General features: G+C 48.8%; 20 protein-coding genes. 16 read left to right on the forward strand and 4 right to left on the reverse strand.

Annotation, left to right across the window (positions count from 1 at the left end):
• Positions 1 to 18: 18 nt before the first annotated feature.
• Complete coding sequence (locus tag UC15_RS04615; protein ID WP_112287341.1) at positions 19 to 237, forward strand: DNA-binding transcriptional regulator; 219 nt, start codon at positions 19 to 21, stop codon at positions 235 to 237.
• 416 nt (positions 238 to 653) lie between these two features.
• Here the strand turns inward: UC15_RS04615 and pflB are convergent, their stop codons facing one another.
• The 3 genes from pflB to ycaO all read right to left on the reverse strand — a co-directional run bounded on the left by pflB (position 654) and on the right by ycaO (position 6,134).
• On the reverse strand, positions 654 to 2,936 hold the full coding sequence (gene pflB, locus UC15_RS04620) for a formate C-acetyltransferase (protein ID WP_112287342.1): 2,283 nt from the start codon (positions 2,934 to 2,936) through the stop codon (positions 654 to 656).
• Positions 2,937 to 3,011: 75 nt separating this feature from the next.
• Entirely contained in the window at positions 3,012 to 3,869 is an 858-nt protein-coding gene (gene focA, locus UC15_RS04625) for a formate transporter FocA (RefSeq protein WP_112287343.1), read from the reverse strand.
• Positions 3,870 to 4,370: 501 nt separating this feature from the next.
• On the reverse strand, positions 4,371 to 6,134 hold the full coding sequence (ycaO, locus tag UC15_RS04630) for a 30S ribosomal protein S12 methylthiotransferase accessory factor YcaO (protein ID WP_112287344.1): 1,764 nt from the start codon (positions 6,132 to 6,134) through the stop codon (positions 4,371 to 4,373).
• A 160-nt stretch (positions 6,135 to 6,294) separates the two neighbouring features.
• Here ycaO and UC15_RS04635 point away from each other — a divergent pair, with 160 nt between their 5' ends.
• The 15 genes from UC15_RS04635 to UC15_RS04705 all read left to right on the forward strand — a co-directional run bounded on the left by UC15_RS04635 (position 6,295) and on the right by UC15_RS04705 (position 22,771).
• On the forward strand, positions 6,295 to 6,984 hold the full coding sequence (locus tag UC15_RS04635) for a DUF421 domain-containing protein (RefSeq protein ID WP_112287345.1): 690 nt from the start codon (positions 6,295 to 6,297) through the stop codon (positions 6,982 to 6,984).
• Between the two features lie 172 nt (positions 6,985 to 7,156).
• Complete coding sequence (gene serC / locus UC15_RS04640; protein ID WP_112287346.1) at positions 7,157 to 8,242, forward strand: 3-phosphoserine/phosphohydroxythreonine transaminase; 1,086 nt, start codon at positions 7,157 to 7,159, stop codon at positions 8,240 to 8,242.
• Positions 8,243 to 8,346: 104 nt separating this feature from the next.
• A complete protein-coding gene (gene aroA / locus UC15_RS04645; protein WP_112287347.1) occupies positions 8,347 to 9,630 on the forward strand; it encodes a 3-phosphoshikimate 1-carboxyvinyltransferase in 1,284 nt (427 codons plus the stop codon).
• A 199-nt stretch (positions 9,631 to 9,829) separates the two neighbouring features.
• Entirely contained in the window at positions 9,830 to 10,528 is a 699-nt protein-coding gene (gene cmk / locus UC15_RS04650) for a (d)CMP kinase (protein WP_112287348.1), read from the forward strand.
• 156 nt (positions 10,529 to 10,684) lie between these two features.
• Entirely contained in the window at positions 10,685 to 12,358 is a 1,674-nt protein-coding gene (rpsA, locus tag UC15_RS04655; RefSeq protein WP_095925166.1) for a 30S ribosomal protein S1, read from the forward strand.
• A 60-nt stretch (positions 12,359 to 12,418) separates the two neighbouring features.
• Positions 12,419 to 12,703 (forward strand): integration host factor subunit beta, encoded by a 285-nt coding sequence (gene ihfB, locus UC15_RS04660; RefSeq protein ID WP_013574835.1) that lies wholly within the window; start codon positions 12,419 to 12,421, stop codon positions 12,701 to 12,703.
• A 282-nt stretch (positions 12,704 to 12,985) separates the two neighbouring features.
• Positions 12,986 to 15,232, forward strand: coding sequence for a DNA internalization-related competence protein ComEC/Rec2 (locus UC15_RS04665; protein WP_112287349.1), 2,247 nt, complete (start codon positions 12,986 to 12,988; stop codon positions 15,230 to 15,232).
• Between the two features lie 38 nt (positions 15,233 to 15,270).
• Positions 15,271 to 17,019 carry a lipid A ABC transporter ATP-binding protein/permease MsbA gene (msbA, locus tag UC15_RS04670; protein ID WP_112287350.1) on the forward strand — a complete coding sequence of 583 codons (1,749 nt, stop codon included), beginning with the start codon at positions 15,271 to 15,273 and terminating at the stop codon, positions 17,017 to 17,019.
• Positions 17,016 to 18,005, forward strand: coding sequence for a tetraacyldisaccharide 4'-kinase (lpxK, locus tag UC15_RS04675; RefSeq protein WP_112287351.1), 990 nt, complete (start codon positions 17,016 to 17,018; stop codon positions 18,003 to 18,005). Before msbA ends, lpxK begins: the two co-directional genes overlap by 4 nt.
• 348 nt (positions 18,006 to 18,353) lie before the next feature.
• Complete coding sequence (locus tag UC15_RS04680; RefSeq protein WP_013574839.1) at positions 18,354 to 18,563, forward strand: cold shock domain-containing protein; 210 nt, start codon at positions 18,354 to 18,356, stop codon at positions 18,561 to 18,563.
• A gap of 261 nt (positions 18,564 to 18,824) precedes the next feature.
• Positions 18,825 to 19,037 carry a cold-shock protein gene (locus UC15_RS04685; protein WP_112287352.1) on the forward strand — a complete coding sequence of 71 codons (213 nt, stop codon included), beginning with the start codon at positions 18,825 to 18,827 and terminating at the stop codon, positions 19,035 to 19,037.
• Positions 19,038 to 19,133: 96 nt separating this feature from the next.
• Positions 19,134 to 20,357: a winged helix-turn-helix domain-containing protein gene (locus UC15_RS04690; protein ID WP_112287353.1), complete on the forward strand. Its 1,224-nt coding sequence runs from the start codon at positions 19,134 to 19,136 to the stop codon at positions 20,355 to 20,357.
• Positions 20,358 to 20,752: 395 nt separating this feature from the next.
• On the forward strand, positions 20,753 to 20,935 hold the full coding sequence (locus UC15_RS04695; protein WP_056771818.1) for a Trm112 family protein: 183 nt from the start codon (positions 20,753 to 20,755) through the stop codon (positions 20,933 to 20,935).
• Positions 20,932 to 21,684 (forward strand): 3-deoxy-manno-octulosonate cytidylyltransferase, encoded by a 753-nt coding sequence (gene kdsB, locus UC15_RS04700; RefSeq protein WP_112287354.1) that lies wholly within the window; start codon positions 20,932 to 20,934, stop codon positions 21,682 to 21,684. Before UC15_RS04695 ends, kdsB begins: the two co-directional genes overlap by 4 nt.
• Positions 21,685 to 21,877: 193 nt before the next feature.
• A complete protein-coding gene (locus UC15_RS04705) occupies positions 21,878 to 22,771 on the forward strand; it encodes a YcbJ family phosphotransferase (protein ID WP_112287355.1) in 894 nt (297 codons plus the stop codon).
• 10 nt (positions 22,772 to 22,781) lie between these two features.
• Here UC15_RS04705 and elyC read toward each other — a convergent pair whose 3' ends face one another.
• Positions 22,782 to 23,561 (reverse strand): envelope biogenesis factor ElyC, encoded by a 780-nt coding sequence (elyC, locus tag UC15_RS04710; protein WP_112287356.1) that lies wholly within the window; start codon positions 23,559 to 23,561, stop codon positions 22,782 to 22,784.
• Positions 23,562 to 23,585: the final 24 nt, after the last annotated feature.

The raw sequence follows: 23,585 nt of genomic DNA on the forward strand, positions 1-23,585 counted from the left end.
TTCATTGAGGTGGTGATCATGTTCCATTGTCCAATCTGCAAACACGCTGCACATACCCGTTCCAGCCGTTACCTTAGTGAGAACACTAAAGAACGTTATAACCAGTGTCAGAACATAAATTGTGGCCATACGTTTAAGACGATGGAATCATTCGAAGGCTCCATTATGAAACCGGGACATATCAATGCAGTATTGCCTCATCCAACCTCGCACGGTCAGCAAACCTTCCTGATGTGATCGCAGAAACAAAAAAGCCCCGCACAGTTAAATGCGGGGCTTTTTTGTCGTTAAATCTCGAAATGGTCAATATGTGGACGTGTTTTGAAATAAATACTTATATTTCAATAAGATAAACCCTAATTCATGTCACCTTGAACTGACATTGCGGGTTATTCTCCATATTGACCAATGAATAGCAGTCTACATGTGCGGGTGCTGGCCTGGCAGAGATAAACTGGAAACCACAGGTTTATGATACCAGACAATCAATAAGGTTGATTGTCAGCAATGGTGCTACTGCTTTGCCAGAGATCCACAACGTATAGCGCTCTGGCAAAACAGACTGTCGTGCAGACAGTGCAGGGCAGGGAGAGATGAAACAAAGGCTCCACACTGTGGAGCCTTTTATCAGACCAGATTACAAGGCTGAGTTATTACAGGGACTTGGTGAAAGTACGAGTAATAACGTCTTGTTGCTGTTCTTTAGTCAGTGAGTTGAAACGCACTGCGTAACCAGAAACACGGATGGTCAGCTGAGGATAGTTTTCAGGATGTTCCATCGCATCTAACAGCATTTCGCGGTTCATCACGTTCACGTTCAGGTGTTGACCACCTTCGATGGACGCTTCGTGGTGGAAGTAACCATCCATCAGGCCAGCGAGGTTTGCTTTACGCACATCATCGTCTTTACCCAGCGCATTTGGAACGATGGAGAAGGTATAAGAAATACCATCTTTCGCGTAAGCAAACGGCAGTTTAGCAACAGAAGTCAGAGAGGCAACCGCACCTTTCTGGTCACGACCGTGCATTGGGTTAGCACCTGGACCAAATGGAGCGCCAGCGCGACGACCGTCTGGAGTGTTACCCGTTTTCTTACCATAAACCACGTTAGAGGTGATGGTCAGAACAGACTGAGTTGCTACAGCGCCACGGTAGGTACGCAGTTTCTGAATTTTCTTCATGAAACGTTCTACCAGGTCACAAGCGATGTCATCTACGCGAGAATCGTTGTTACCAAACTGTGGATATTCGCCTTCAATTTTGAAGTCTACAGCCAAGCCGTCTTCGTCACGGATGGTGCTAACTTTTGCGTATTTGATGGCAGACAGGGAGTCAGCAGCAACTGACAGACCTGCGATACCACACGCCATGGTGCGATAAACGTCACGGTCATGCAGAGCCATCAGCGATGCTTCGTAGCTGTATTTGTCATGCATGTAGTGAATGATGTTCAGCGCAGTCACATACTGTTTAGCCAACCAGTCCATGAAGTGATCCATGCGGTCCATGACTTTATCAAAGGTCAGGACTTCATCCATCATTGGTGCTTCTTTAGGACCAACCTGGATTTTCATTTTTTCATCAACGCCGCCGTTGATTGCGTACAACATGGTTTTTGCCAGGTTTGCACGAGCGCCGAAGAACTGCATTTGTTTACCCACAACCATCGGGCTCACACAACAAGCGATAGCATAATCATCGTTGTTGAAGTCAGGACGCATCAGGTCATCGTTCTCATACTGTACTGATGAGGTATCGATAGACACTTTCGCTGCGTACTTTTTGAAGTTCATAGGCAGTTTTTCAGACCACAGGATGGTCATGTTCGGCTCTGGTGAAGGACCCATGGTGTACAGGGTATTCAGGAAGCGGAAGCTGCTTTTGGTAACCAGAGTACGGCCGTCAACGCCCATACCTGCCAGAGATTCAGTTGCCCAGATTGGGTCACCGGAGAACAGTTCATCATACTCAGGTGTACGCAGGAAACGAACCATACGCAGTTTCATAACCAGATGGTCAATCAGTTCCTGAGCTTGTTCTTCAGTCAGTTTGCCAGCTTTAATATCACGTTCGATGAACACGTCAAGGAAAGTAGATACGCGGCCGAAGGACATTGCAGCGCCGTTCTGAGATTTAACTGCAGCAAGGTAGCCGAAGTAAGTCCACTGTACAGCTTCCTGTGCGTTAGTCGCAGGACCAGAAATGTCGCAACCGTATTTAGCAGCCATTTCTTTAATCTGGCCCAGAGCACGGTGTTGTTCAGAGATTTCTTCACGCAGCTGGATGGTCATTTCCAGGTTTACGCCATTTTCCAGGTCGTCTTGCAGAGACTGGAATTGTGCGTATTTATCGGCCATCAGGAAGTCGATACCGTACAGTGCAACGCGACGGTAGTCACCGATGATACGGCCACGGCCATACGCATCTGGCAGACCAGTCAGAACACCGGATTTACGGCAGTTCAGGATATCTTTGGTGTAAACATCAAATACGCCCTGGTTGTGCGTTTTACGATAATCAGTGAAAACTTTCTTCAGCGCTGGATCCAGTTCACGGCCATAAACTTTACATGAACCTTCGACCATTTTGATGCCGCCGAATGGGATCAGAGCACGTTTCAATGGCGCGTCAGTTTGCAGACCAACGATAGTTTCCAGAGATTTATTGATGTAACCGGCATCGTGAGAAGTGATGGTAGAGGCAACGTCAGTATCGAAATCAACAGGAGCCTTAGTGCGGTTCTCCAGTTTGATACCATCCATTACTTTATCCCACAGGGTGGTTGTCGCTTCGGTAGCGCCAGCCAGGAAGGACTCATCACCTTCATACGGTGTGTAGTTCTTCTGAATGAAGTCACGGACGTTTACGCCATTCTGCCATTCACCAGCACTAAAACCTTGCCATGCGTTGGTCAATTTTTCATTGAGCTTGGACATTTTGCACCTACCTTCTAATTTGGATTTCTTTAAAAATCACGAGTAAAACTGTCGTAACAAGACTGCCACGTTGTATCAGTGGTGCTTCTCATCGCGAAGATATATAACCCAGTACGTTAACCCTACCAGCAAACCGCCCCCGATGATGTTACCTATGGTCACAGGGATGAGATTGTCGATGATAAAGTTAGAGATGTTCAGTTCTGCGAATTGTGCCGGTGTTGCCCCGACAGCCTGCCAGAATTCTGGTGTCGCAAAGTTTTTCACTACGATGCCTAAAGGGATCATGAACATGTTGGCAATGCTGTGTTCAAAGCCGCTGGCGACGAACATACCTACTGGCAAAATCATGGCGAACATTTTGTCCATCAAGCTACGGCCGGAGTAACTCATCCATACCGCCAGACAAACCATCAGGTTAGCGAGGATCCCAAGACATACAGCTTCGATAAATGTGTGATGCATTTTATGGTCAGCGGTTTGCAAGACATTGAGGCCCCACAAGCCATTATCGACCATGTATTCACCGGAGAACCAAATCAGAGCCACAAAGAACAGGCAGCCAATCAGGTTACCAAAATAGACATTGACCCAATTGCGTGCTAATTGCCCCCAGGTGATACGCCCGCTGGCTTTGGCAATTACGATAAGCACAGTGGAAGTAAACAGGTCGGCGCCACACACTACGACCAGCATCAGACCCAGTGAGAAGCAGATGCCCCCGACGAGTTTTGCAAGACCATAAGGTACGGTTCCGGTGCCTGTGGTGGCGGTGATATAAAAAGCAAAAGCAATAGAAATAAAGACGCCAGCAGTAATGGCTAAAAAGAATGTTTTTAACGGCTGTTTGGTGGCTTTATAAACGCCGGCATCTTCAGCAACTTTTGCTGTAGCGGCGGGTAAAATGAGATCGAAGGGGTTGTCAGCTTTCACATTAACTCTCTTATTCAGGGCTATGCACTGCGCAACGAGATACTAGCAAAGCAGTATAACGTAAAAATTGACGTGGATCATACGAGGCGGTTTTTGGTGGTTTTCTGCGTACTACTGAAGGGGTGGTTTTGGTGTTAACTTATTGAAAATTTTGGTGTAAAAACATTTTAATTTTTGCAAATAAAGTTGAGGGTGCTCAAAATTATTTTTACTTACAGGTTAATAATAAGGCTTTAATGTTAATTAATATCACTATTTTTAGTTTGTAAATTTCACTTTGATTTAACCCATAAAAAAATGCATAAAAATAAGTGTCATATTTTTGTCGTTAAAAAGCCAAAAGCACATTATTTCGCGCGGAATTACACGTCATTTTAATGGCTGAGTCAAACCTTTGCGGACAAAGAGAGCAGCACATGCGCAGGATCTGCATTGAATGTATAAACAAAAAAGCCAGCAGGAAATCCCGCTGGCTTTAATCAATTCGTAATGTCCGTTCGATTACGCTTTCGACCAGTGACGACGTTTTGCGACTTGCAGTTTTTCGTATGCGCCAAGCAGCGCCTGGTGGGCTGGCAATGCTTTAAGTTCAGGATCAACAGCAAACAGGCTATGGAAACGAACTTCACCGCTGATAGCTGCAGAAGCATCTTCAACCGCTTTCTGACCGTACATTTTCACGAAGGCGTTGTAGTACTGTGCGGGTTCGCGATCTTCTTCCAGAGACAGCTGCAGCAGAGTTTGCAGACAACGGTAGTAGTTGTTGCGCTCATCGCTGTAGACAGAAGAGTTGAACTCATGCGCCCATTCAGCCCATGTCAGCGCCTGATCCAAATCACCACCGGCCAGTGCCAGCATAGATTTCAGCTCACCGACACGCAGCGTGTACCAGCCATTGTCTTTACCGCTGGCAATGCCCAGCAGTTCACGCACGCGGGTGAAGTCATCCAGACCTTCATCATCGAGCTGAGTGATCATCTCAAGATAGGCTTCTTTTGGCAGGTCACTGTCCGGCAACGCCAGCAGTTGGTCACGCAGATGCGCACCCATGCTGTTGTTTGCCAGCAGCAGATCTTCTGCAGGATAGATGTCGGACATGCCCGGAACGATAATGCGGCAGGCATACACGTCCAGATGTTCGTAATCAGCGATATACACTTCAGCATCTTCTTTATCGAAGATAGCCATCAGCGTGGCGAATTCTTCTTCAGTGGTGCCGCTGAAGCTCCAGTCTGCAAACGGATAGTCTGCGTCCTGCTTGAACATATCCCACGAAATCAGACCGCTTGAATCGATGAAGTGGGTTTCAAGGTTGGCGTGCTCGGCCACTTCTTCGTCATCGAAGGTCGGTGCAGTGAAGACATCCAGATCTTTCAGGCTGCGGCCCTGCAACAGCTCAGTGACGGTACGTTCCAGTGCTACGCCGAAATCCGGGTGCGCACCAAAGGAAGCGAAACAGGTGCCGTTCGCCGGGTTGAAAAGAACCACACAAATAACCGGATAATTGCCGCCCAGAGAGGCGTCATAAGAAAGAATAGGGAAACCTTCTTCTTCCAGTTTGGCGATGGCTTCAACCACACTCGGATAGCGCGCCAGAACCTCAGCAGGAATTTCTGGCAGGCTGATGGATTCTGCAATGATGCGGTTTTTGACGTAACGCTCGAAGACTTCGGACAGACCCTGAACGCGCGCTTCATTAGCGGTGTTACCCGCGGACATCCCGTTGGAAACGTACAGGTTGCCGATGATGTTCATCGGAATATAAACGGTTTGCAGATCTGACTGACGGGTAAACGGCAGGGCGCAGATACCACGATCAGGATTGCCGGATTGCAGGTCGATCAGATCACTGGCAACCAGTTCTTTCTCAGCGTCATAAAAATCGTGCAGGCGTTCATCCAGAATGCCAGCTGGCAGGCTGTCATCTTCCGGCAGCGGGAACCACTTCTCATTCGGATAGTGGACGAAATCGCCATTGGCGATGTCTTTGCCAAGATAGAAATCCGCGAAGAAATAGTTAGTCGACAGACGTTCAAAATATTCACCCAGAGCAGAAGCCAGTGCGGCTTTTTTGCTGGCGCCTTTACCGTTGGTGAAGCACAGCGGGCAGTCGCGGTCGCGAATGTGCACTGACCAGACGTGGGGAACCGGATTCAGCCAAGAAGCTTCTTCGATATTAAAGCCGAGATCGGTGAGTTTTTGTTGGAAGCGGGAAATGGAGTCTTCCAGCGCCGCGTCTTTACCAGGAATAAAAGTTTGCGTCATTGAGTTCACTTTTGAGCGTGCTAAAAACGCGCAATGATACGGGGTTTTACGTATTAGCTCCATGTATTCGTGTTAAGAATGTAATCGCGTTGTAACGCGCTAAGCTTGTCTGTAAATCCGCGGTCCGTAAGCCGCTGTTTTCACTTCCCGTGAGGCATCTATGCAGGCTTTTGATATCAAACGTATGACACTGGATAAGTTCCCTCTGGAGTATCTGGGAGAGGTAACATTCCGCTGTTTTTTCATCTTTGTAGTGGTGTTTATATTTCTGAAACTCACCGGGCGTCGCGGGGTCAACCAGCTTTCTTTATTCGAAGTGGTGATTATTCTGACGCTGGGCTCTGCGGCCGGTGACGTCACTTTCTATGATGATGTACCTTTGCTGCCGGTGTTTGCGGTCTTCTTCTCCATCCTGCTGCTTTACCGTCTTTCTACCTGGTTGATGGATAAAAGCCGCCATTTTCAGAACTGGATGGAAGGAAAACCGCTGATCATTATTCGCGACGGTATGTTCGAGTGGGAAACCATGGCGAGGGAAAATATTACCAAAGGCGAGTTTTATATGGAGTTGCGCCAAAAAGGTGTCGAACATCTTGGACAGGTCCGGCTGGCTTTTCTGGAAGCCAATGGCGGCCTGAGCGTTTACTTCCGTCAGGATGGCGATGTAGAGCCGGGGTTGCCGGTTTTACCCGAAGATTATATCGATATCGAAACCCTGATGATGACCAGCGGGCTCTATGCCTGCCATCGGTGCAGCCTGATTAAGTCATTCAAAGTAGGGGAAAAAGCCAGCTGCCCGCGGTGTCAGAATATCAACTGGGTGAGGGCACTGAGCACTGTGCGAGTGTGAACATATAATCCTGTTAAATCAGCTTTCCAGGGAGTAAATAACCTTGTGACGCAGATCTCAACGCGCTTTATCAGGTCATGAGGAATAACCGTTACAGATGGCTTGTTTCCAATAATAAAACCGGTAAATTAAAGGCAACTATGTGGCTGTCTCAGAGAAGTGGTGAGGGGAAATGACTCAGGTTTATAATTTTAGTGCAGGTCCGGCAATGATCCCGGCTGAAGTGTTGCGTCGTGCGGAACAGGAACTTTGTAACTGGCACGGACTGGGTACCTCGGTGATGGAAATCAGTCACCGCAGTAAAGAGTTTATCCAGGTTGCTGAAGAGTCCGAAAAGGATATCCGTGATCTGCTGAATATTCCCTCGAACTACAAAGTGCTCTTTTGCCACGGTGGCGCACGCGCGCAATTTGCTGCTGTGCCGATGAACCTGCTGGGTGATAAATCCACAGCCGATTATATTGATGGTGGTTACTGGGCTCACAGCGCAGTCAACGAAGCGAAAAAATATTGCACACCGAATGTTATTGATGTCACGACGACCGTTGACGGTAAACGTGGCATTCTGCCAATGAATGAATGGAAGCTGAATGCAGATTCTGCCTACGTTCATTACTGCCCGAATGAAACTATCGATGGTATCGCTATCGACGAAATGCCTGATTTTGGTGACAAAATCGTCGTTGCGGATTACTCATCCTGCATTCTCTCCCGCCCGATTGATGTCAGCCGTTTTGGTGTGATTTATGCCGGCGCGCAGAAAAACATCGGTCCTGCCGGCCTGACACTGGTTATCGTTCGCGAAGACTTGCTGGGTAAAGCGCGCACTGAATTGCCTTCCATTCTTGATTATACCGTGCTGGCTGAGAACGACTCTATGTTCAATACCCCGCCGACCTTCGCGTGGTATTTGTCAGGCATGGTGTTCAAGTGGCTGAAAGAGCAAGGTGGTCTGCGTGAAATGGAAAAACGCAACCGCGCGAAAGCCGAACTGTTGTATGGTGCTATCGACCGTACCGGTTTCTACCGTAACCCGGTCGCTGCGGAAAACCGTTCGTGGATGAACGTTCCTTTCCAGATGGCTGATGCTTCTCTGGACAAACTGTTCCTGGATCAGGCGCAGGAAGCTGGTCTGCAGGCATTGAAAGGCCACCGTGTGGCTGGTGGTATGCGTGCATCTATTTATAATGCGATGCCGATTGAAGGCGTGAAAGCACTGACCGACTTCATGGCAGAGTTTGAAAAACGCCACGGCTAAGCGTGCTGGCTTTCGGGCCCGCAGAATGCTTAAGTAAGTAGCCTTAAAAATGACCCCGGCTCAATGTCCGGGGTCATTTTATGAAAAGAAGAATTGGAGAAAGAGTGGAATCCCTGACATTACAACCCGTTGCGCTGGTTAACGGCAGCATCAATTTACCTGGCTCAAAAAGTGTTTCCAACCGCGCACTTTTACTGGCTGCTTTTGCACAGGGCACTACCCGCCTGACTAACCTGCTCGACAGCGACGATGTTCGCCATATGCTCACCGCACTGACGCAACTGGGCGTTACGCATCGTTTATCGGCGGATCGTACCGAATGCGAAATTGATGGTCTGGGCCACGCTTTTTCCAACGCTAAAGGTCTGGAACTTTTTCTGGGCAATGCGGGCACCGCAATGCGTCCGCTGGCTGCGGCGTTATGTCTTGGCGAACAAGATGTCGTGCTGACCGGCGAGCCGCGTATGAAAGAGCGTCCGATCGGTCATCTGGTGGATGCACTTCGTCAGGGTGGCGCGCAGATTGATTATCTGGAGCAGGAAAATTATCCGCCGCTGCGTCTGCGCGGTGGTTTTAGTGGTGGCGACGTCAGTGTTGATGGCAGCGTTTCCAGCCAGTTCCTGACTGCGCTGTTAATGACAGCTCCGCTGGCAGACAACGACACGACGATTCAGATTAAAGGTGATCTGGTTTCCAAACCTTATATCGACATCACCCTTAACCTGATGAAAACATTCGGTATTGAAGTGGAAAACCACCAGTATCAGAAATTCAGCATCAAAGGTCGTCAGCAATATGTGTCCCCGGGTTCTTATCTGGTCGAAGGCGATGCGTCTTCCGCGTCCTATTTCCTGGCCGCAGCTGCGATCAAAGGCGGCACGGTTCGCGTGACCGGTATCGGCAAAAACAGTATGCAGGGCGATATTCGTTTTGCCGATGTGCTGGAAAAAATGGGCGCAACCATTCACTGGGCTGATGACTACATTGAATGTACCCGTGGCGAGCTGAAAGGCATCGACATGGACATGAACCATATTCCAGATGCTGCGATGACCATTGCTACCGCCGCATTGTTTGCCGAAGGCCCGACGACGCTGCGTAATATCTATAACTGGCGCGTTAAAGAAACCGATCGTCTGGCGGCAATGGCGACAGAATTGCGTAAAGTCGGTGCGACGGTCGAAGAGGGCGAAGATTATATTCGCGTTGAACCGCCTAAATCTCTGAAGTTTGCTGAGATCGGAACCTATAATGATCACCGCATGGCGATGTGTTTCTCGCTGGTGGCGTTATCGGATACACCGGTGACTATTCTGGACCCGAAATGCACGGCGAAAACATTCCCGGACTATTTTGAACGTCTGGCAGGAATCAGCACTCTGGCATAGTCTTTCACTGTGAATGCCACTGAGCGAACGGACATCACACGATGTCCGTTTTTTTTGTTATCAGGCTCAGAACCGTCCGCTTTTTAGGCAACTGAAAAATGTGGGGTAACAGTTGTCGTAAAGGCAGCGTATAATGCCGCTCCTGAATTAGTCCTGTGAGACTAATGAAGCGGGTATACCCCACCGAAAGGAGACAAAAATGACGGCTTTAGCCCCGGTAATCACCGTTGATGGCCCAAGTGGTGCAGGTAAAGGTACGTTGTGCAAGGCACTGGCCGAAGCCTTTAACTGGCATCTGCTCGATTCCGGCGCGATTTACCGCGTATTAGCGCTGGCGGCTTTGCATCATCAGGTTGATATTGTCTCAGAAGAGGCGCTCGTTCCGCTTGCCGCACATCTCGATGTTCGTTTTGTGGCTCAGGATGGGCAGTTACACGTTATTTTAGAAGGTGAGGATGTTACCAACGAAATCCGCACCGAAACCGTTGGGAATACGGCGTCTCAGGCGGCGGCATTTCCCCGCGTTCGTGAAGCATTATTGCGCCGGCAGCGCGCATTCCGCGATACACCGGGTCTGATTGCCGATGGTCGCGATATGGGCACCGTGGTTTTCCCTGATGCCCCTGTAAAGATATTTCTGGATGCCAGTTCCGAAGAGCGCGCAAACAGAAGAATGCTACAGTTGCAGGAAAAAGGCTTTAGTGTTAACTTTGAACGGCTTTTAGCCGAGATCAAAGAACGCGATGATCGTGATCGTAATAGATCTATTGCGCCTTTAGTGGCTGCTTCCGATGCGTTATTGCTGGATTCAACCAGCATGTCCATCGACGAAGTCATCGAAAAAGCGCTGGCTTATGCCACAGAAATTCTAGGATTGCCGCAAAAACAAACCCGGTAATCGAGCCGTAATCTGGTGCTGAAGAATATTCAGTGCCAGTTTTGGCTATAGTTTTTTTTAACCTCGCCGCAAGGATCTGTAGCGGGGCATTTGAAACAACCCCATCCAGCAGGAAGCCAGATGGACGTTAAACTTAAGAACCTAAAGATTATCAACATGACTGAATCTTTTGCTCAACTCTTTGAAGAATCCTTAAAAACAATCGAAACCCGTCCTGGTTCCATCGTTCGTGGTGTTGTTGTGTCAATCGACAAAGATATCGTACTGGTTGACGCCGGTCTGAAATCTGAGTCTGCAATCCCGGCAGAACAATTCAAAAACGCACAGGGCGAACTGGAAATCCAGGTTGGCGACGAAGTTGATGTTGCGCTGGACGCTGTTGAAGACGGCTTCGGTGAAACTCTGCTGTCCCGTGAAAAAGCTAAACGTCATGAAGCTTGGATCACGCTGGAAAAAGCTTACGAAGAATCTGCAACTGTTACCGGTGTTATCAACGGTAAAGTTAAAGGCGGTTTCACTGTTGAGCTGAACGGTATCCGTGCGTTCCTGCCAGGTTCACTGGTAGACGTTCGTCCTGTTCGCGACACGCTGCATCTCGAAGGCAAAGATCTTGAGTTCAAAGTCATCAAACTGGACCAGAAACGCAACAACGTTGTTGTTTCCCGTCGTGCAGTAATTGAGTCTGAGAACAGCGCAGAGCGCGATCAGCTGCTGGAAAACCTGCAGGAAGGCATGGAAGTTAAAGGTATCGTTAAGAACCTCACTGACTACGGTGCATTCGTTGATCTGGGCGGCGTTGACGGCCTGCTGCACATCACTGACATGGCCTGGAAACGCGTTAAGCACCCAAGCGAAATCGTTAATGTCGGCGATGAAATCACTGTTAAAGTCCTTAAATTCGACCGCGAACGTACCCGTGTGTCACTGGGTCTGAAACAACTGGGCGAAGATCCATGGGTCGCTATCGCTAAACGTTACCCAGAAGGTACTAAACTGACTGGTCGCGTTACCAACCTGACTGATTACGGCTGCTTCGTAGAAATCGAAGAAGGCGTTGAAGGTCTGGTTCACGTTTCTGAAATGGATTGGACTAACAAAAATATCCACCCATCTAAAGTTGTTAACGTGGGCGATGTTGTTGAAGTTATGGTTCTGGATATCGACGAAGAGCGTCGTCGTATCTCCCTGGGCCTGAAACAATGCAAAAACAACCCATGGCAGCAATTCGCAGAGACCCACAACAAGAACGACCGTGTTGAAGGTAAAATCAAGTCAATCACTGACTTCGGTATCTTCATTGGTCTGGACGGCGGCATCGACGGCCTGGTTCACCTGTCTGACATCTCCTGGAACGTTGCAGGCGAAGAAGCAGTACGTGAATACAAAAAAGGCGACGAAATCGCAGCTGTGGTCCTGCAAGTTGACGCAGAACGTGAACGTATCTCCCTGGGCGTGAAGCAACTGGCTGAAGATCCATTCAATAACTACCTGTCTGTTAACAAGAAAGGTACTATTGTTACTGGTAAAGTCACAGCAGTTGACGCCAAAGGTGCTACAGTTGAATTAGCTGGTGGCGTAGAAGGTTACCTGCGCGCTTCAGAAGCTTCTCGCGACCGTATTGAAGACGCAACTCTGGTTCTGAGCGTTGGTGATGAAGTTGAAGCTAAATTCACCGGTGTTGATCGTAAGAACCGCGTAGTAAGCCTGTCCGTCCGTGCTAAGGACGAAGCAGACGAGAAAGATGCAATCGCTGTTGTTAACAACAAACCAGACGAAAGCAACTTCTCTAACGCTATGGCTGAAGCGTTCAAAGCGGCAAAAGGCGAGTAATGACGGGGGGCAACTCTGTTGCCCCGAAACGGTAGTTTAGCTGCAAAGCTTGGAGGTAATATGACCAAGTCTGAACTTATTGAAAGACTTGCTGGCCAGCACTCTCATATCCCGGCGAAAGCTGTTGAGGATGCAGTGAAAGAGATGCTTGAGCATATGGCTGCAACCTTGGCTGATGGTGAACGCATCGAAATCCGTGGGTTTGGCAGTTTTTCTCTTCACTACCGTGCTCCGCGTGTTGGGCGCAACCCTAAAACGGGTGATAAAGTTGAGCTGGACGGCAAGTATGTTCCTCACTTTAAACCAGGCAAAGAGTTGCGTGATCGCGCGAATATTTATGGTTAAGGCTTTGGCCTGAACATAAATGTCTGCCTATAGCGAACGTAAACGGTACCCTTCGGGGTGCCGTTTTTTTTGCTTTAATTACTGATAATTAACCCTTCATAACCCGTCTCCCTTCGATATTTTGCGTAATGTCCCGCATTGATTCTGTCTTCTGCTTGTTCATCATTCGCCTGAAAATCATACTCCGGTACGGAAAGCTACCGAAGGTATTGGTGGTTAAACGGAAGGGCGTAAAAAATAAAAATCTCAACGGATGAGGCAGCGGCAGCCGTCATAACCGGCATGTTGCCACTGATATTTCTCCCACAAATACCTTCTGCGGGTGTTCTTACGGCTTTATGTGGTCTCGCCTGGTATTTAGCCGGGGGAAAGCAAAAAGTATTAAGGATATCTGCGCTCGCATTGCTCAGTTTTAGCTGGGGGGCTTTTCAGGGAGGGATCCTGATACAGCAGATAAATACATTTCAGGGAGCGTCCAGAAACGTGACAGCAACTCTGCAAACTATCAATCTTGGGAATGCCAGTGAACTATCTCAGTATTTCAAAATTGAAAAATTCGAAGGCCAGAGAATCTTCCCACCTCTTATGGTCAGGACAAAGTGGCGTGAGGGAGGGGAAAGTCTGCAGGCCGGTCAGCGCTGGCAGCTGAAGGTCAGCTTGCGTCCTGTTCATAGCCTGCTCAACGAAGGCGGTTTTGACGCACAACGTTGGGCCCTTTCTCAGCATGCTCCTATGACCGCGACAATCCGCAGTGCAGTGTTGCTTGATAATAACAGCACCTTTCGTCAGCAATTTATCAAGCGGGTACAGCAGGGGATGCCGCAGCTGGAAAATACGCCAGTGTTAGTGGCATTGGCTTTTGGGGAAAAAGGGCTGATTCAGGGACCGGAAAAACTTTTGTTGCAGAGAACCGGGATCGCGCATCTGGTGGCTATATCAGGGCTGCATATTGGTATTGCCGCCTTGTTTGGCTGGTGGCTGGCGCGTGGTCTGCAATTTTATCTGCCGGTAAGAATGATTGACTATCGCTTACCGTTAATAGTGAGTGGGGCATTTATGCTGACCTATGCCTGGCTGTCGGGTGGGAATGCACCGGCTATGCGAGCTGCTCTGGCGGTATCAATGTGGCTGACACTTCGTTTTTTTCGCATCCGTTGTCATCCATGGCAGATTTGGCTGTGGGGAGTGGCTCTGCTACTGCTTTTGGATCCCATGAATCTTCTGTCAGACAGCTTTTGGTTATCCTGTTTTGCCGTGGCCTCGCTGGTGTTTTGGTTCCAGTGGGCGCCACTTCCAGCACGTTTCCAGCATGCCTGGTATTGGTCATTCTTGCGCTGGGGTCACTTACAGACTGGCATGACACTTCTTCTTTTACCGATACAAATTGCTATTTTTCAGGGAGTTAATGCTTATTCTTTTTTGGCTAATATGTGGGCGGTGCCGGTTGTTTCATTGATCACCGTGCCTTTAGTTTTGTTGTCCTTACTCACAAATTTGCTGCCAGCGGGCTGGCTGATTAATGCGAAAATTATTGTCTGGCAACTCGCTGATTCATCGCTGAGTCTGGCCATGTGGGGGGTAAAACCTTTTGCTGCGGGCTGGACTCCGCTTGGTGAGTCGTTTCAGGTGTCAAGCTTTTTGGGGTGGCTAATAATTATTTGCTGGCGCCTCATTCCTGTTAAACACTCTTTTTCACTTGTGCTTTCTTTGCTTGCTCTTTCCGTAACCTGGTTTCTCAGGTTTCCGCCGGAAAGGTGGCGGATCGATATGCTGGATGTCGGTCATGGTCTTTCAGTCCTCATCAGCAGAAACGGAAAAGGGATTCTGTATGACACCGGTAACAGATGGGAAGGGGGTTCAGCTGCTGAGCAGAATATTATTCCGTTCCTGAACCGACGAAATATTCAGCTTGAGCAGATAATTATCAGTCACAACGACATGGATCACCGTGGCGGGCTGGAGTCATTACAAACCCGGTATCCCGATGCCCGGCTTCGGGAAAACTCAATATCGGGGCAGAGCCATTTGCAATGCATTGCTGGTGAGCAATGGCGCTGGCAAGGGCTGATGTTCAACGTGCTGTGGCCTGAGCGGCAGGTCGCTGATGCGGGAAACAACGAAAGTTGCGTCATTCGCGTCAGTGAAGGGGCATTTAGTTTGCTACTGACGGGAGATATTGAAGCGGAAACAGAAAAGGCTCTCATCATGAAATGGCGTCAGGGTTTACAGGCGACAGTGCTACAGGTACCCCACCATGGAAGCAATACATCGTCGACTCCGCCCTTCCTGAGAACGGTTAAACCTGTTACTTCACTCGCTTCTGCTTCCCGTTTCAATAAATGGCATCTGCCTGCGCATAAAGTTGTTAGCAGATACAACAAAGCGCGCTATGACTGGCATTCGACGTCTGAATCAGGCCAGTTGAGCCTGTTCATTTATGATGATTATTGGACAATTAAAGGCTTACGCGAGCAATTAATCCCACGTTGGTATCACCGTCAGTTTGGAGTATCAGTAGATAATGAGTAGAATAGACCGCTATTTCTTTCGATGCTGGTTGATATTGCATGATGAACGATAAAGATCTCTCCACATGGCAGACATTCCGCCGTTTGTGGCCGATGATCACACCTTTTAAAGCTGGGCTTATCGCTGCGGCTATTGCTCTGGTCGCTAACGCCGCCAGTGATACTTTCATGCTGTCCTTGCTGAAGCCGCTGCTGGATGACGGTTTTGGTAAAGCTGACCGCTCAATTCTTCTCTGGATGCCACTGGTCGTTATCGGCCTGATGGTCGTTCGTGGCATCAGTGGCTACATTTCCAGCTACTGCATTTCATGGGTGTCGGGCAAAGTGGTGATGCATATGCGCCGCCGTCTGTTCGGCCATATGATGAGAATGCCGGTCGCTTTCTTTGACCAGCAATCGACCGGTACCTTGCTTTCGCGCATTACCTATGATTCAGAACAGGTCGCGTCCTCCTCCTCCAGTGCGTTGGTGACAGTCGTACGTGAAGGCGCGTCGATCATTGGTCTGTTTATCATGATGTTCTATTACAGCTGGCAGCTGTCGGTGATCCTGTTAGTGATTGCGCCGATTGTTTCTGTTGTTATTCGTGTGGTGTCTAAGCGCTTCCGTAATATCAGTAAGACGATGCAAAACACGATGGGGCAGGTAACAACCAGCGCCGAGCAAATGCTGAAAGGCCATAAAGAAGTGTTGATCTTCGGTGGTCAGAAAGTTGAAACCGCGCGTTTTGATAAAGTCAGTAACCGCATGCGTCAGCAAGGTATGCGTATGGTTTCTGCTTCTTCAATTTCCGACCCGATTATTCAGCTGATCGCTTCTCTGGCTCTGGCCTTCGTGTTGTATGCGGCGAGCTTCCCGTCTGTGATGGAAACGCTCAGCGCAGGTACCATCACTGTCGTGTTCTCTTCCATGATTGCCCTGATGCGTCCGCTGAAATCTCTGACTAACGTCAACTCTCAGTTCCAGCGCGGTATGGCTGCCTGCCAGACTCTGTTCTCCATTCTGGATATGGAACAGGAAAAAGACGAAGGTAAACTGGAAGTTAAACGCGTTAAAGGTAATGTGGAATTTAAAAATGTGACTTTCACTTATCCCGGTCGTGATATTCCCGCACTGCGTAATATTTCCTTCGGCCTGCCAGAAGGTAAAACCGTTGCACTGGTAGGACGTTCCGGTTCCGGTAAATCGACCATCGCGAATTTGCTGACACGCTTCTATGACATTCAGGAAGGTAAAATCCTGATGGATGGACATGATTTGCGTGAATATACCCTGTCGTCATTGCGCGACCAGGTGGCACTGGTTTCCCAGAACGTCCATTTGTTCAACGACACCATTGCCAACAATATCGCCTACGCCCGAACTGATATGTATTCCCGCGAAGAAATCGAGAAAGCGGCCACCATGGCGTATGCGATGGACTTTATCAGTAAAATGGACAAAGGGCTGGACACGGTCATTGGCGAGAATGGCGTTCTGCTTTCAGGCGGTCAGCGTCAGCGTATTGCCATTGCACGTGCCTTGTTACGTGATTCGCCAGTTCTGATCCTCGATGAAGCAACCTCTGCGCTGGATACTGAGTCTGAGCGCGCAATCCAGGCTGCGCTGGATGAATTGCAGAAAAACCGTACCTCACTGGTTATCGCTCACCGTTTATCGACTATCGAGAAAGCGGATGAAATCCTGGTTATTGAGGATGGGTGTATCGTGGAACGTGGTTCACACGCGAAACTTCTCGAAGAACGTGGTGTTTACTCACAACTCTACCGGATGCAATTCGGGCAATGATTGATCGCATCTGGTCAGGGAAATCACCGTTATATTTGTTACTCCTTCCGCTGGCCTGGCTTTACGGATTGATCTCAACTCTGATCCGTTTTAGCTATAAAGCGGGGCTGAAAAAAAGCTGGCGGGCTCCGGTGCCCGTCGTGGTGGTCGGGAATCTGACTGCCGGGGGGAACGGCAAAACGCCGGTGGTCATCTGGCTGGTTGAAACGCTACAACAGCATGGTTTTCGTGTCGGCGTTGTTTCACGCGGGTATGGCGGAAAAGCGGAAAGCTATCCGCTGCTGCTTTGTGAAGAAACTTCAACGGCACAAGCGGGCGATGAGCCAGTGCTGATTTTTCAGAGAACGGGGGCACCGGTTGCGGTGTCTCCGATTCGCTCTGATGCAGTAAAAGCACTCCTTGCGTCAAATGAACTGGACGTGATTATTACCGACGATGGTTTGCAACATTATGCTCTTGCGCGTGATGTTGAAATTGTAGTGGTTGATGGCATAAGGCGCTTCGGCAACGGCCACTGGTTACCGGCGGGACCGATGCGGGAACGTCGTTCACGTTTGCGCTCAGTTGATGCTGTGATAACTAACGGCGGCGCGGCACACTCAGGTGAGTTAGCGATGATCCTGCAGCCTGGAAAAGCTATCAATCTGCTGACCGGTGAGCAGCGTGATCCGACCTCACTACAGAATGTTGTTGCAATGGCTGGCATCGGGCATCCGCCACGTTTTTTTGCGACGCTGAAACAGTTGAACGTGAACGTGCAAAAAGAAGTCGCATTTTCTGATCATCAATCCTATACGCTGGATAAGCTTTCAGGCGTTTTACAATCCGGGCAAGCTCTTCTGATGACGGAAAAAGACGCGGTAAAATGTCGCTCATTTGCTCAGCCCGACTGGTGGTATCTGCCGGTTGACGCAAAGATTGAAGGAGTTTTGGCCGAGAAATTACTGCAAAAAATCAGCGATCTGATACTGAAAAACATTTGCTGAAAGCGGATTTTTCATTAAAATTCACATTGTGATTTAAAATTCACGTAAATATATAATCTCAAGGCAACTGATTTTAAAGGTTTATATTTAAAATTACTGTTTTCCTGAAAATAATTACGTTAGATGTCTTGCTATCAGGCAGCACTTATGAGTAAATGCATGCAGCCTGTGTTGCAGCGCTATTTATGTATGAGTGTAGAGTAAAGCAGTTCCTCCCAGACGTTATCTCTTTCCCGATGATTCCGCTTCCAAGACGAACCTTCTAAGTCCTCCCCATAAGTAATTGTCTGAACTATTGGCCAACATTGCCGAATGGCAGGATTTTATATTAGTAAAAAGGTTTTAAATATGTCTAAGAAAAATGGTCAGGTTAAGTGGTTCAATGAAAGCAAAGGTTTTGGTTTTATTGAGCAAGCTGATGGCGGCAAAGATGTATTCGTACATTTTTCTGCAATCGCAACTGATGGTTTCAAAACTCTGGCTGAAGGCCAGCGTGTAGAATACACCATTCAGGACAGCCCGCGCGGTCCGGCTGCTGCCAACGTTATTGCGCTCTGATAAGAGGCTGGCGTGGTGATATAAAACAACGTGAATCGTGATTTATATCAGCAGAATAAAGCCCGCCCCGTGGCGGGTTTTTAGTGCGAAGAAGTCAGTTAGGTTTCAATACCTAACAAAAAAATATAACAGTAAAAATAATCGTTAAATAATTCGCTCATTAGAGGTTTTTTATAAAAAAATAACTTAGAAATGGGCAAACGCATCCGAACAATAATAAAAAAGTGTGTTCATGGATGCCCAAAATAAAGGATAGAAATTATGATGTTACAAATGGGTTTAGTTAAATGGTACAACCAGGCTAAAGGCTACGGTTTTATTTGTCCGCTTGATGGTTCTTCTGAAATTTATGTTCAGCGTACTTCCATCGCGAATACCGGAAATAAATCCCTCAGCGCTGGCCAGAAGGTCGAGTTCACCACTTATCGCAGCGTAGCACATGGCCCTTCCGCGGCAGATGTTATTGCGTTCTGAGTCTGGTTTTTGTTGTTCCCCGTTGAGCTGAATTTTACGCTCCGGTAAAAATATGCTATCGGTATCCACAGTCTACTTGCTGCCCTGGATACCGATATGTCTCACCCGGTTATATCTCTCGCTTCAGCCCGCACCCTGCATTTATCTGCGCAAAATCTCTTAAAACCCTTTACCCGAAAACCGTCTGCTGCTGATGTTGTGCAGGCCATCCGTGATATGGGATTGCTGCAAATCGACACTATCAGCGTGGTGGCACGTAGCCCTTATTTGGTTCTCTTCAGTCGCTTAGGTCACTATTCTCCGCAATGGCTGGAAGAAGCGCTTTCCGGCGGAAAAATCTTTGAATATTGGGCGCATGAAGCCTGTTTTATTCCCAGCGAAGATTACGGATTATTACGTCACCGTATGCTGAATCCGCAGGGAATGGGCTGGAAGTTTTCTCAGGCCTGGTTTGATGAACATCAGTCAGATATACAGGCTTTGCTGGGACATATTGCTGAAAACGGTCCCGTACGCTCGGCAGATTTCACCGCAGATAAAAAATCAGCCAGTGGCTGGTGGGACTGGAAGCCTCACAAAAAGCATCTGGAAACGTTGTTCACCTCGGGAAAACTGATGGTATCTGAACGGCGTAACTTCCACCGGGTTTACGACCTGGCCGAACGCGTAATGCCTGACTGGGATGATGCCAGCCAGACCCTTGATCACGGCGTAGCGGAATATCAGATGCTGCGTCGCTCGGCGCAATATCTCGGCATCTTCAAACCGGAATGGCTGGCGGACTACTACCGTCTTAAGCGTGTGAATACCAAAGCTGTTATTGCACAACTGCTGGCTGATAAGGAAATCACACCCGTCGAAGTGACAGGACTTGAGGGTATTTTTTACGTTCATCAGCAACAGTTTTCTTTGTTACAGCAAGCGAAAGAATCACGAATTTGCTCAACCGTCACTACACTGCTTTCACCATTTGATCCGGTGGTGTGGGATCGCAAACGTGCATCGGTGCTGTTTAATTTTGAATACCGGATTGAGTGCTATACGCCGGAGGCAAAACGTCAGTATGGCTATTTCACGCTACCAATATTACAGCGAGGTGAACTGATTGGGCGTGTGGATGCCAAGATGCATCGTAAAGAAAAAATTCTGGAAGTGAAAAGTCTGCATCTTGAACCGCAGATCACAATGACAGCCCGGCGTGCGCAGGATGTTCACGGTGCAATTACGCGGTTTGCGCAGTGGCAGGGAGCGGAAAGCGTGTTGACTGGAAATGTGCCGGAGACACTGATGGCGCTTTGGGGTACTGACTGGCAGGTTTAACTCGCATAAAAGTCATCCCGCAAAATGAAACGGCTGCGTCAGGCAGCCGTTATTTCACGATGATTGCAGGTGTTACTACAGTCTTATTGACTGAAGTTAGCGAACATTGCGATGATTTTGTTAATGGTTTTCATTTACGAGCTCTTATTGTGGGGTTGATAGTGTGACTTGCATCACAAAAAAATTGTACTCCCACTAGATCTGCAACGCAATCGCTCCATGATGAAATTTTTCATTCACATTGAATTAACTTTTAAGAAATTCCTGCGGGCGAACTGAGGATTAACGGGTAGCAGGGGTTATGCTATCCTCTGGGACCGCTGTCTTATGTATTCCAATGTTTTTTGCGTTACACCTGGCTGAAAATGCAGTGTATTCGCCTCCGGGAGGAACTTATGGATCATCGTTTACTTGAAATCGTTGCGTGCCCTGTCTGCAACGGCAAGCTCTACTTTAATAAAGAATCACAGGAACTGGTATGTAAGGCAGACAGTCTGGCTTATCCGGTCCGTGACGGTATCCCTGTATTATTAGAAAATGAAGCCCGTCCGCTTTCTGTTGATGAGACGCATCCATGAGTTTTATTGCCATTATTCCGGCCCGTTTTGGGTCAAGCCGTTTGCCAGGTAAGCCGCTGGCGGATATCAATGGTAAACCGATGGTTGTGCATGTGATGGAGCGCGCCCTCGAGTCCGGGGCGAAAAGAGTGATTGTTGCGACCGATCACCCCGATGTAGCGAAAGCCGTCGAAGCGGCAGGTGGCGAAGTCTGCCTGACCCGTCCTGACCATGAGTCCGGTACTGAACGTCTGGCTGAAGTGATTGAGTTATGCCAGTTTGCTGATGATGAAATCATCGTCAACGTGCAGGGTGACGAGCCCCTGATCCCGCCGGTGATCATTCGTCAGGTGGCCGATAATCTGGCGAAAAGTGAAGCCGGTATGGCGACGCTGGCCGTGCCTATCGAAACCGCGGAAGAGGCGTTCAACCCGAATGCTGTGAAAGTCGTTCGCGATGCACGCGGTTATGCGCTGTATTTCTCACGTGCAACCATTCCGTGGGAACGTGAGCGTTTTGCCGTTTCTAAGGAAACTGTCGGGGATACTTTCCTTCGCCACATTGGCATTTATGCTTACCGCGCAGGGTTTATCCGCCAGTATGTAAAATGGGAACCGAGCCAGCTTGAGCATATCGAACTGCTCGAACAGCTGCGGGTACTGTGGTACGGTGAAAAAATCCACGTTGATGTGGCGAAAGCCATTCCGTCGGTGGGTGTGGACACGGCAGAAGATTTAGAACGCGTGCGCGCAATCCTGGGTCATAAATAAAACCCACGCGCCAACAATAATAAGACGGAATGTCCCGGCATTCCGTTTCTACATTTCCACCTTTCCCTGCGTTTTGCGCGACATCTTCCTTTTTCTGCCCTCATTATCCGGTTTTTGTTTGATCTGAAACGGGGTAATCCGTCACTGAAGCTTTCATCATAAACATTAACTTTTTCGTCACTGCGAACATGTTATGGAACAGCTAAAAGCCGAATTGAGCATCGTGTTGGGGGAGCGTTTGTCCCGACTGGAATGTGTGAGTGAGCAGCCTTATGCCCATCTTTTCTCCCTTTATGATGAGCAGGGTTACGCCATGCCTTTGCTGGCGAAAAGTTTTATTTGTCAGGGGATCGCCGGACAGGAAGCCTATAAATTGTCGATGCTGGCGAGAGAAGGTGTTGTACGGGTTCCAACGGTCTACGGCATGGTCACTACGCACCAGAAACCTTATCAGGAAATCCTGCTCATTGAGCGCCTGCGCGGCGTTTCCGCAGAAGCCCCGACGCGTACGCCGGAACGCTGGACAATATTGCAGGAGCAAATTGTCGAAGCGATGCTGGCCTGGCACCGTATCGACAGTCACGGCTGCGTGGGTTCTGTCGACAGTACACAGGAAAATCGGTGGGAAAACTGGTATCCGCAAAGAATAGAAGTGCTGTGGGCAACATTAACGAATTTACAGGCACCTGATCTGACGCCGGAAGACCGCACGCTGCTGTTTCGTTCCCGTGCCTGTATCCCCGCGCTGTTTGAAGATTTTGACGACACACCGGTGCTGGTTCACGGCAATCTGTCGTTACGCAGTATGCTAAAAGACCCGCGCAGCGATCAGTTGCTGGCGATGATCAATCCCGGACCAGTGCTGTGGGCACCACGTGAGTTTGATTTGTTCCGCTTGTGGGAAAAAGGGATGAGCGAGCAGTTGCTGTTCGGCTATCTGCAAAAAGCGCCGGTTTCTGAAAGCTTCCTTGCCCGCCGCTGGATGTATCTGGTGTGGGAGTCTGTTGCGCACATGATCCACACCGGCAAACTTGATCGCCGCCAGTTCGATTTTGCACGGCAACAACTGCTGCCGTGGCTTAACTGAGCTGACTTAACTATTTCGTTACGGGCGCGGGTGATGTCATCCATTGCCATAAGCGCCCCAACGTTTCATACCACGCCCGCTCGCTGTGCGATAAGAACAAGGCCTGTGGCAGCGCACGCTCCCACGGATTAAGCGGGGAATCGATCGCCAGCTGATTCGCCGGTGCGGGGATCGGATGCAATCCCTGCTGCCGGAAAAACACCATCGCCCGAGGCAAATGATTTGCTGACGTCACCAGCACGAAAGGCTGGTCAGCTATCAGTGCTTTCACTTCCTGTGCTTCCTGATGCGTATCTCTGGGTTTATCGAGCAGGATAATATCGCTATCAGGCACTCCTAAACTTTGCGCTACTTTTCCGGCTACGGCGGCACTGCTGACCAGATTTGTCATCGCCTGCGCACCGGTAAAAATCATTTTTGATCCCGGATTTGCGCGGTAAATACGGATACCTTCCGTCACACGTGGCAGACTGTTGCTGATGAGATTAGAACTCGGTGCCCAGTCCGGGTTATAGGTATAACCGCCACCCAGAACCACCACAAATTTAACCGGCGTATGCCCCGTGACCTGATAAGTCGGATACCCAGTTTCAATCGGGCGCAGAAGACTGTCCGCGACCGGCTGTATACTCAGCAGCAGTAAAAGCAGCCAACTCAGTAAAAAAAACACTTTCCCGGTTTTTTGCCAGCGGGTCACCCACAACAAAACCAGTGCAACCGCCATGATGACCAGAATAAAGGGCAGCGGTAATAACAGGCCACCGAAGGTTTTTTTTAGGATAAATAACATCAGAAACCGGTCCTTTTGGGTGAA

This window comes from Rahnella sp. AN3-3W3, assembly GCF_003263545.1.
In the GTDB taxonomy this organism is placed as follows: domain Bacteria; phylum Pseudomonadota; class Gammaproteobacteria; order Enterobacterales; family Enterobacteriaceae; genus Rahnella; species Rahnella variigena.

Excerpts from the sequence above, each read along its gene's own strand:
- UC15_RS04665 (WP_112287349.1), top strand. The coding sequence starts at position 12,986 with ATGTTGCCACTGATATTTCTCCCACAAATACCTTCTGCGGGTGTTCTT.
- UC15_RS04635 (WP_112287345.1), top strand. The coding sequence starts at position 6,295 with ATGCAGGCTTTTGATATCAAACGTATGACACTGGATAAGTTCCCTCTG.
- pflB (WP_112287342.1), bottom strand. The coding sequence starts at position 2,936 with ATGTCCAAGCTCAATGAAAAATTGACCAACGCATGGCAAGGTTTTAGT.
- ycaO (WP_112287344.1), bottom strand. The coding sequence starts at position 6,134 with ATGACGCAAACTTTTATTCCTGGTAAAGACGCGGCGCTGGAAGACTCC.
- UC15_RS04615 (WP_112287341.1), top strand. The coding sequence starts at position 19 with ATGTTCCATTGTCCAATCTGCAAACACGCTGCACATACCCGTTCCAGC.
- lpxK (WP_112287351.1), top strand. The coding sequence starts at position 17,016 with ATGATTGATCGCATCTGGTCAGGGAAATCACCGTTATATTTGTTACTC.
- UC15_RS04695 (WP_056771818.1), top strand. The coding sequence starts at position 20,753 with ATGGATCATCGTTTACTTGAAATCGTTGCGTGCCCTGTCTGCAACGGC.
- UC15_RS04685 (WP_112287352.1), top strand. The coding sequence starts at position 18,825 with ATGATGTTACAAATGGGTTTAGTTAAATGGTACAACCAGGCTAAAGGC.
- ihfB (WP_013574835.1), top strand. The coding sequence starts at position 12,419 with ATGACCAAGTCTGAACTTATTGAAAGACTTGCTGGCCAGCACTCTCAT.
- msbA (WP_112287350.1), top strand. The coding sequence starts at position 15,271 with ATGATGAACGATAAAGATCTCTCCACATGGCAGACATTCCGCCGTTTG.
- UC15_RS04690 (WP_112287353.1), top strand. The coding sequence starts at position 19,134 with ATGTCTCACCCGGTTATATCTCTCGCTTCAGCCCGCACCCTGCATTTA.
- elyC (WP_112287356.1), bottom strand. The coding sequence starts at position 23,561 with ATGTTATTTATCCTAAAAAAAACCTTCGGTGGCCTGTTATTACCGCTG.
- UC15_RS04680 (WP_013574839.1), top strand. The coding sequence starts at position 18,354 with ATGTCTAAGAAAAATGGTCAGGTTAAGTGGTTCAATGAAAGCAAAGGT.
- UC15_RS04705 (WP_112287355.1), top strand. The coding sequence starts at position 21,878 with ATGGAACAGCTAAAAGCCGAATTGAGCATCGTGTTGGGGGAGCGTTTG.
- cmk (WP_112287348.1), top strand. The coding sequence starts at position 9,830 with ATGACGGCTTTAGCCCCGGTAATCACCGTTGATGGCCCAAGTGGTGCA.
- serC (WP_112287346.1), top strand. The coding sequence starts at position 7,157 with ATGACTCAGGTTTATAATTTTAGTGCAGGTCCGGCAATGATCCCGGCT.
- rpsA (WP_095925166.1), top strand. The coding sequence starts at position 10,685 with ATGACTGAATCTTTTGCTCAACTCTTTGAAGAATCCTTAAAAACAATC.
- kdsB (WP_112287354.1), top strand. The coding sequence starts at position 20,932 with ATGAGTTTTATTGCCATTATTCCGGCCCGTTTTGGGTCAAGCCGTTTG.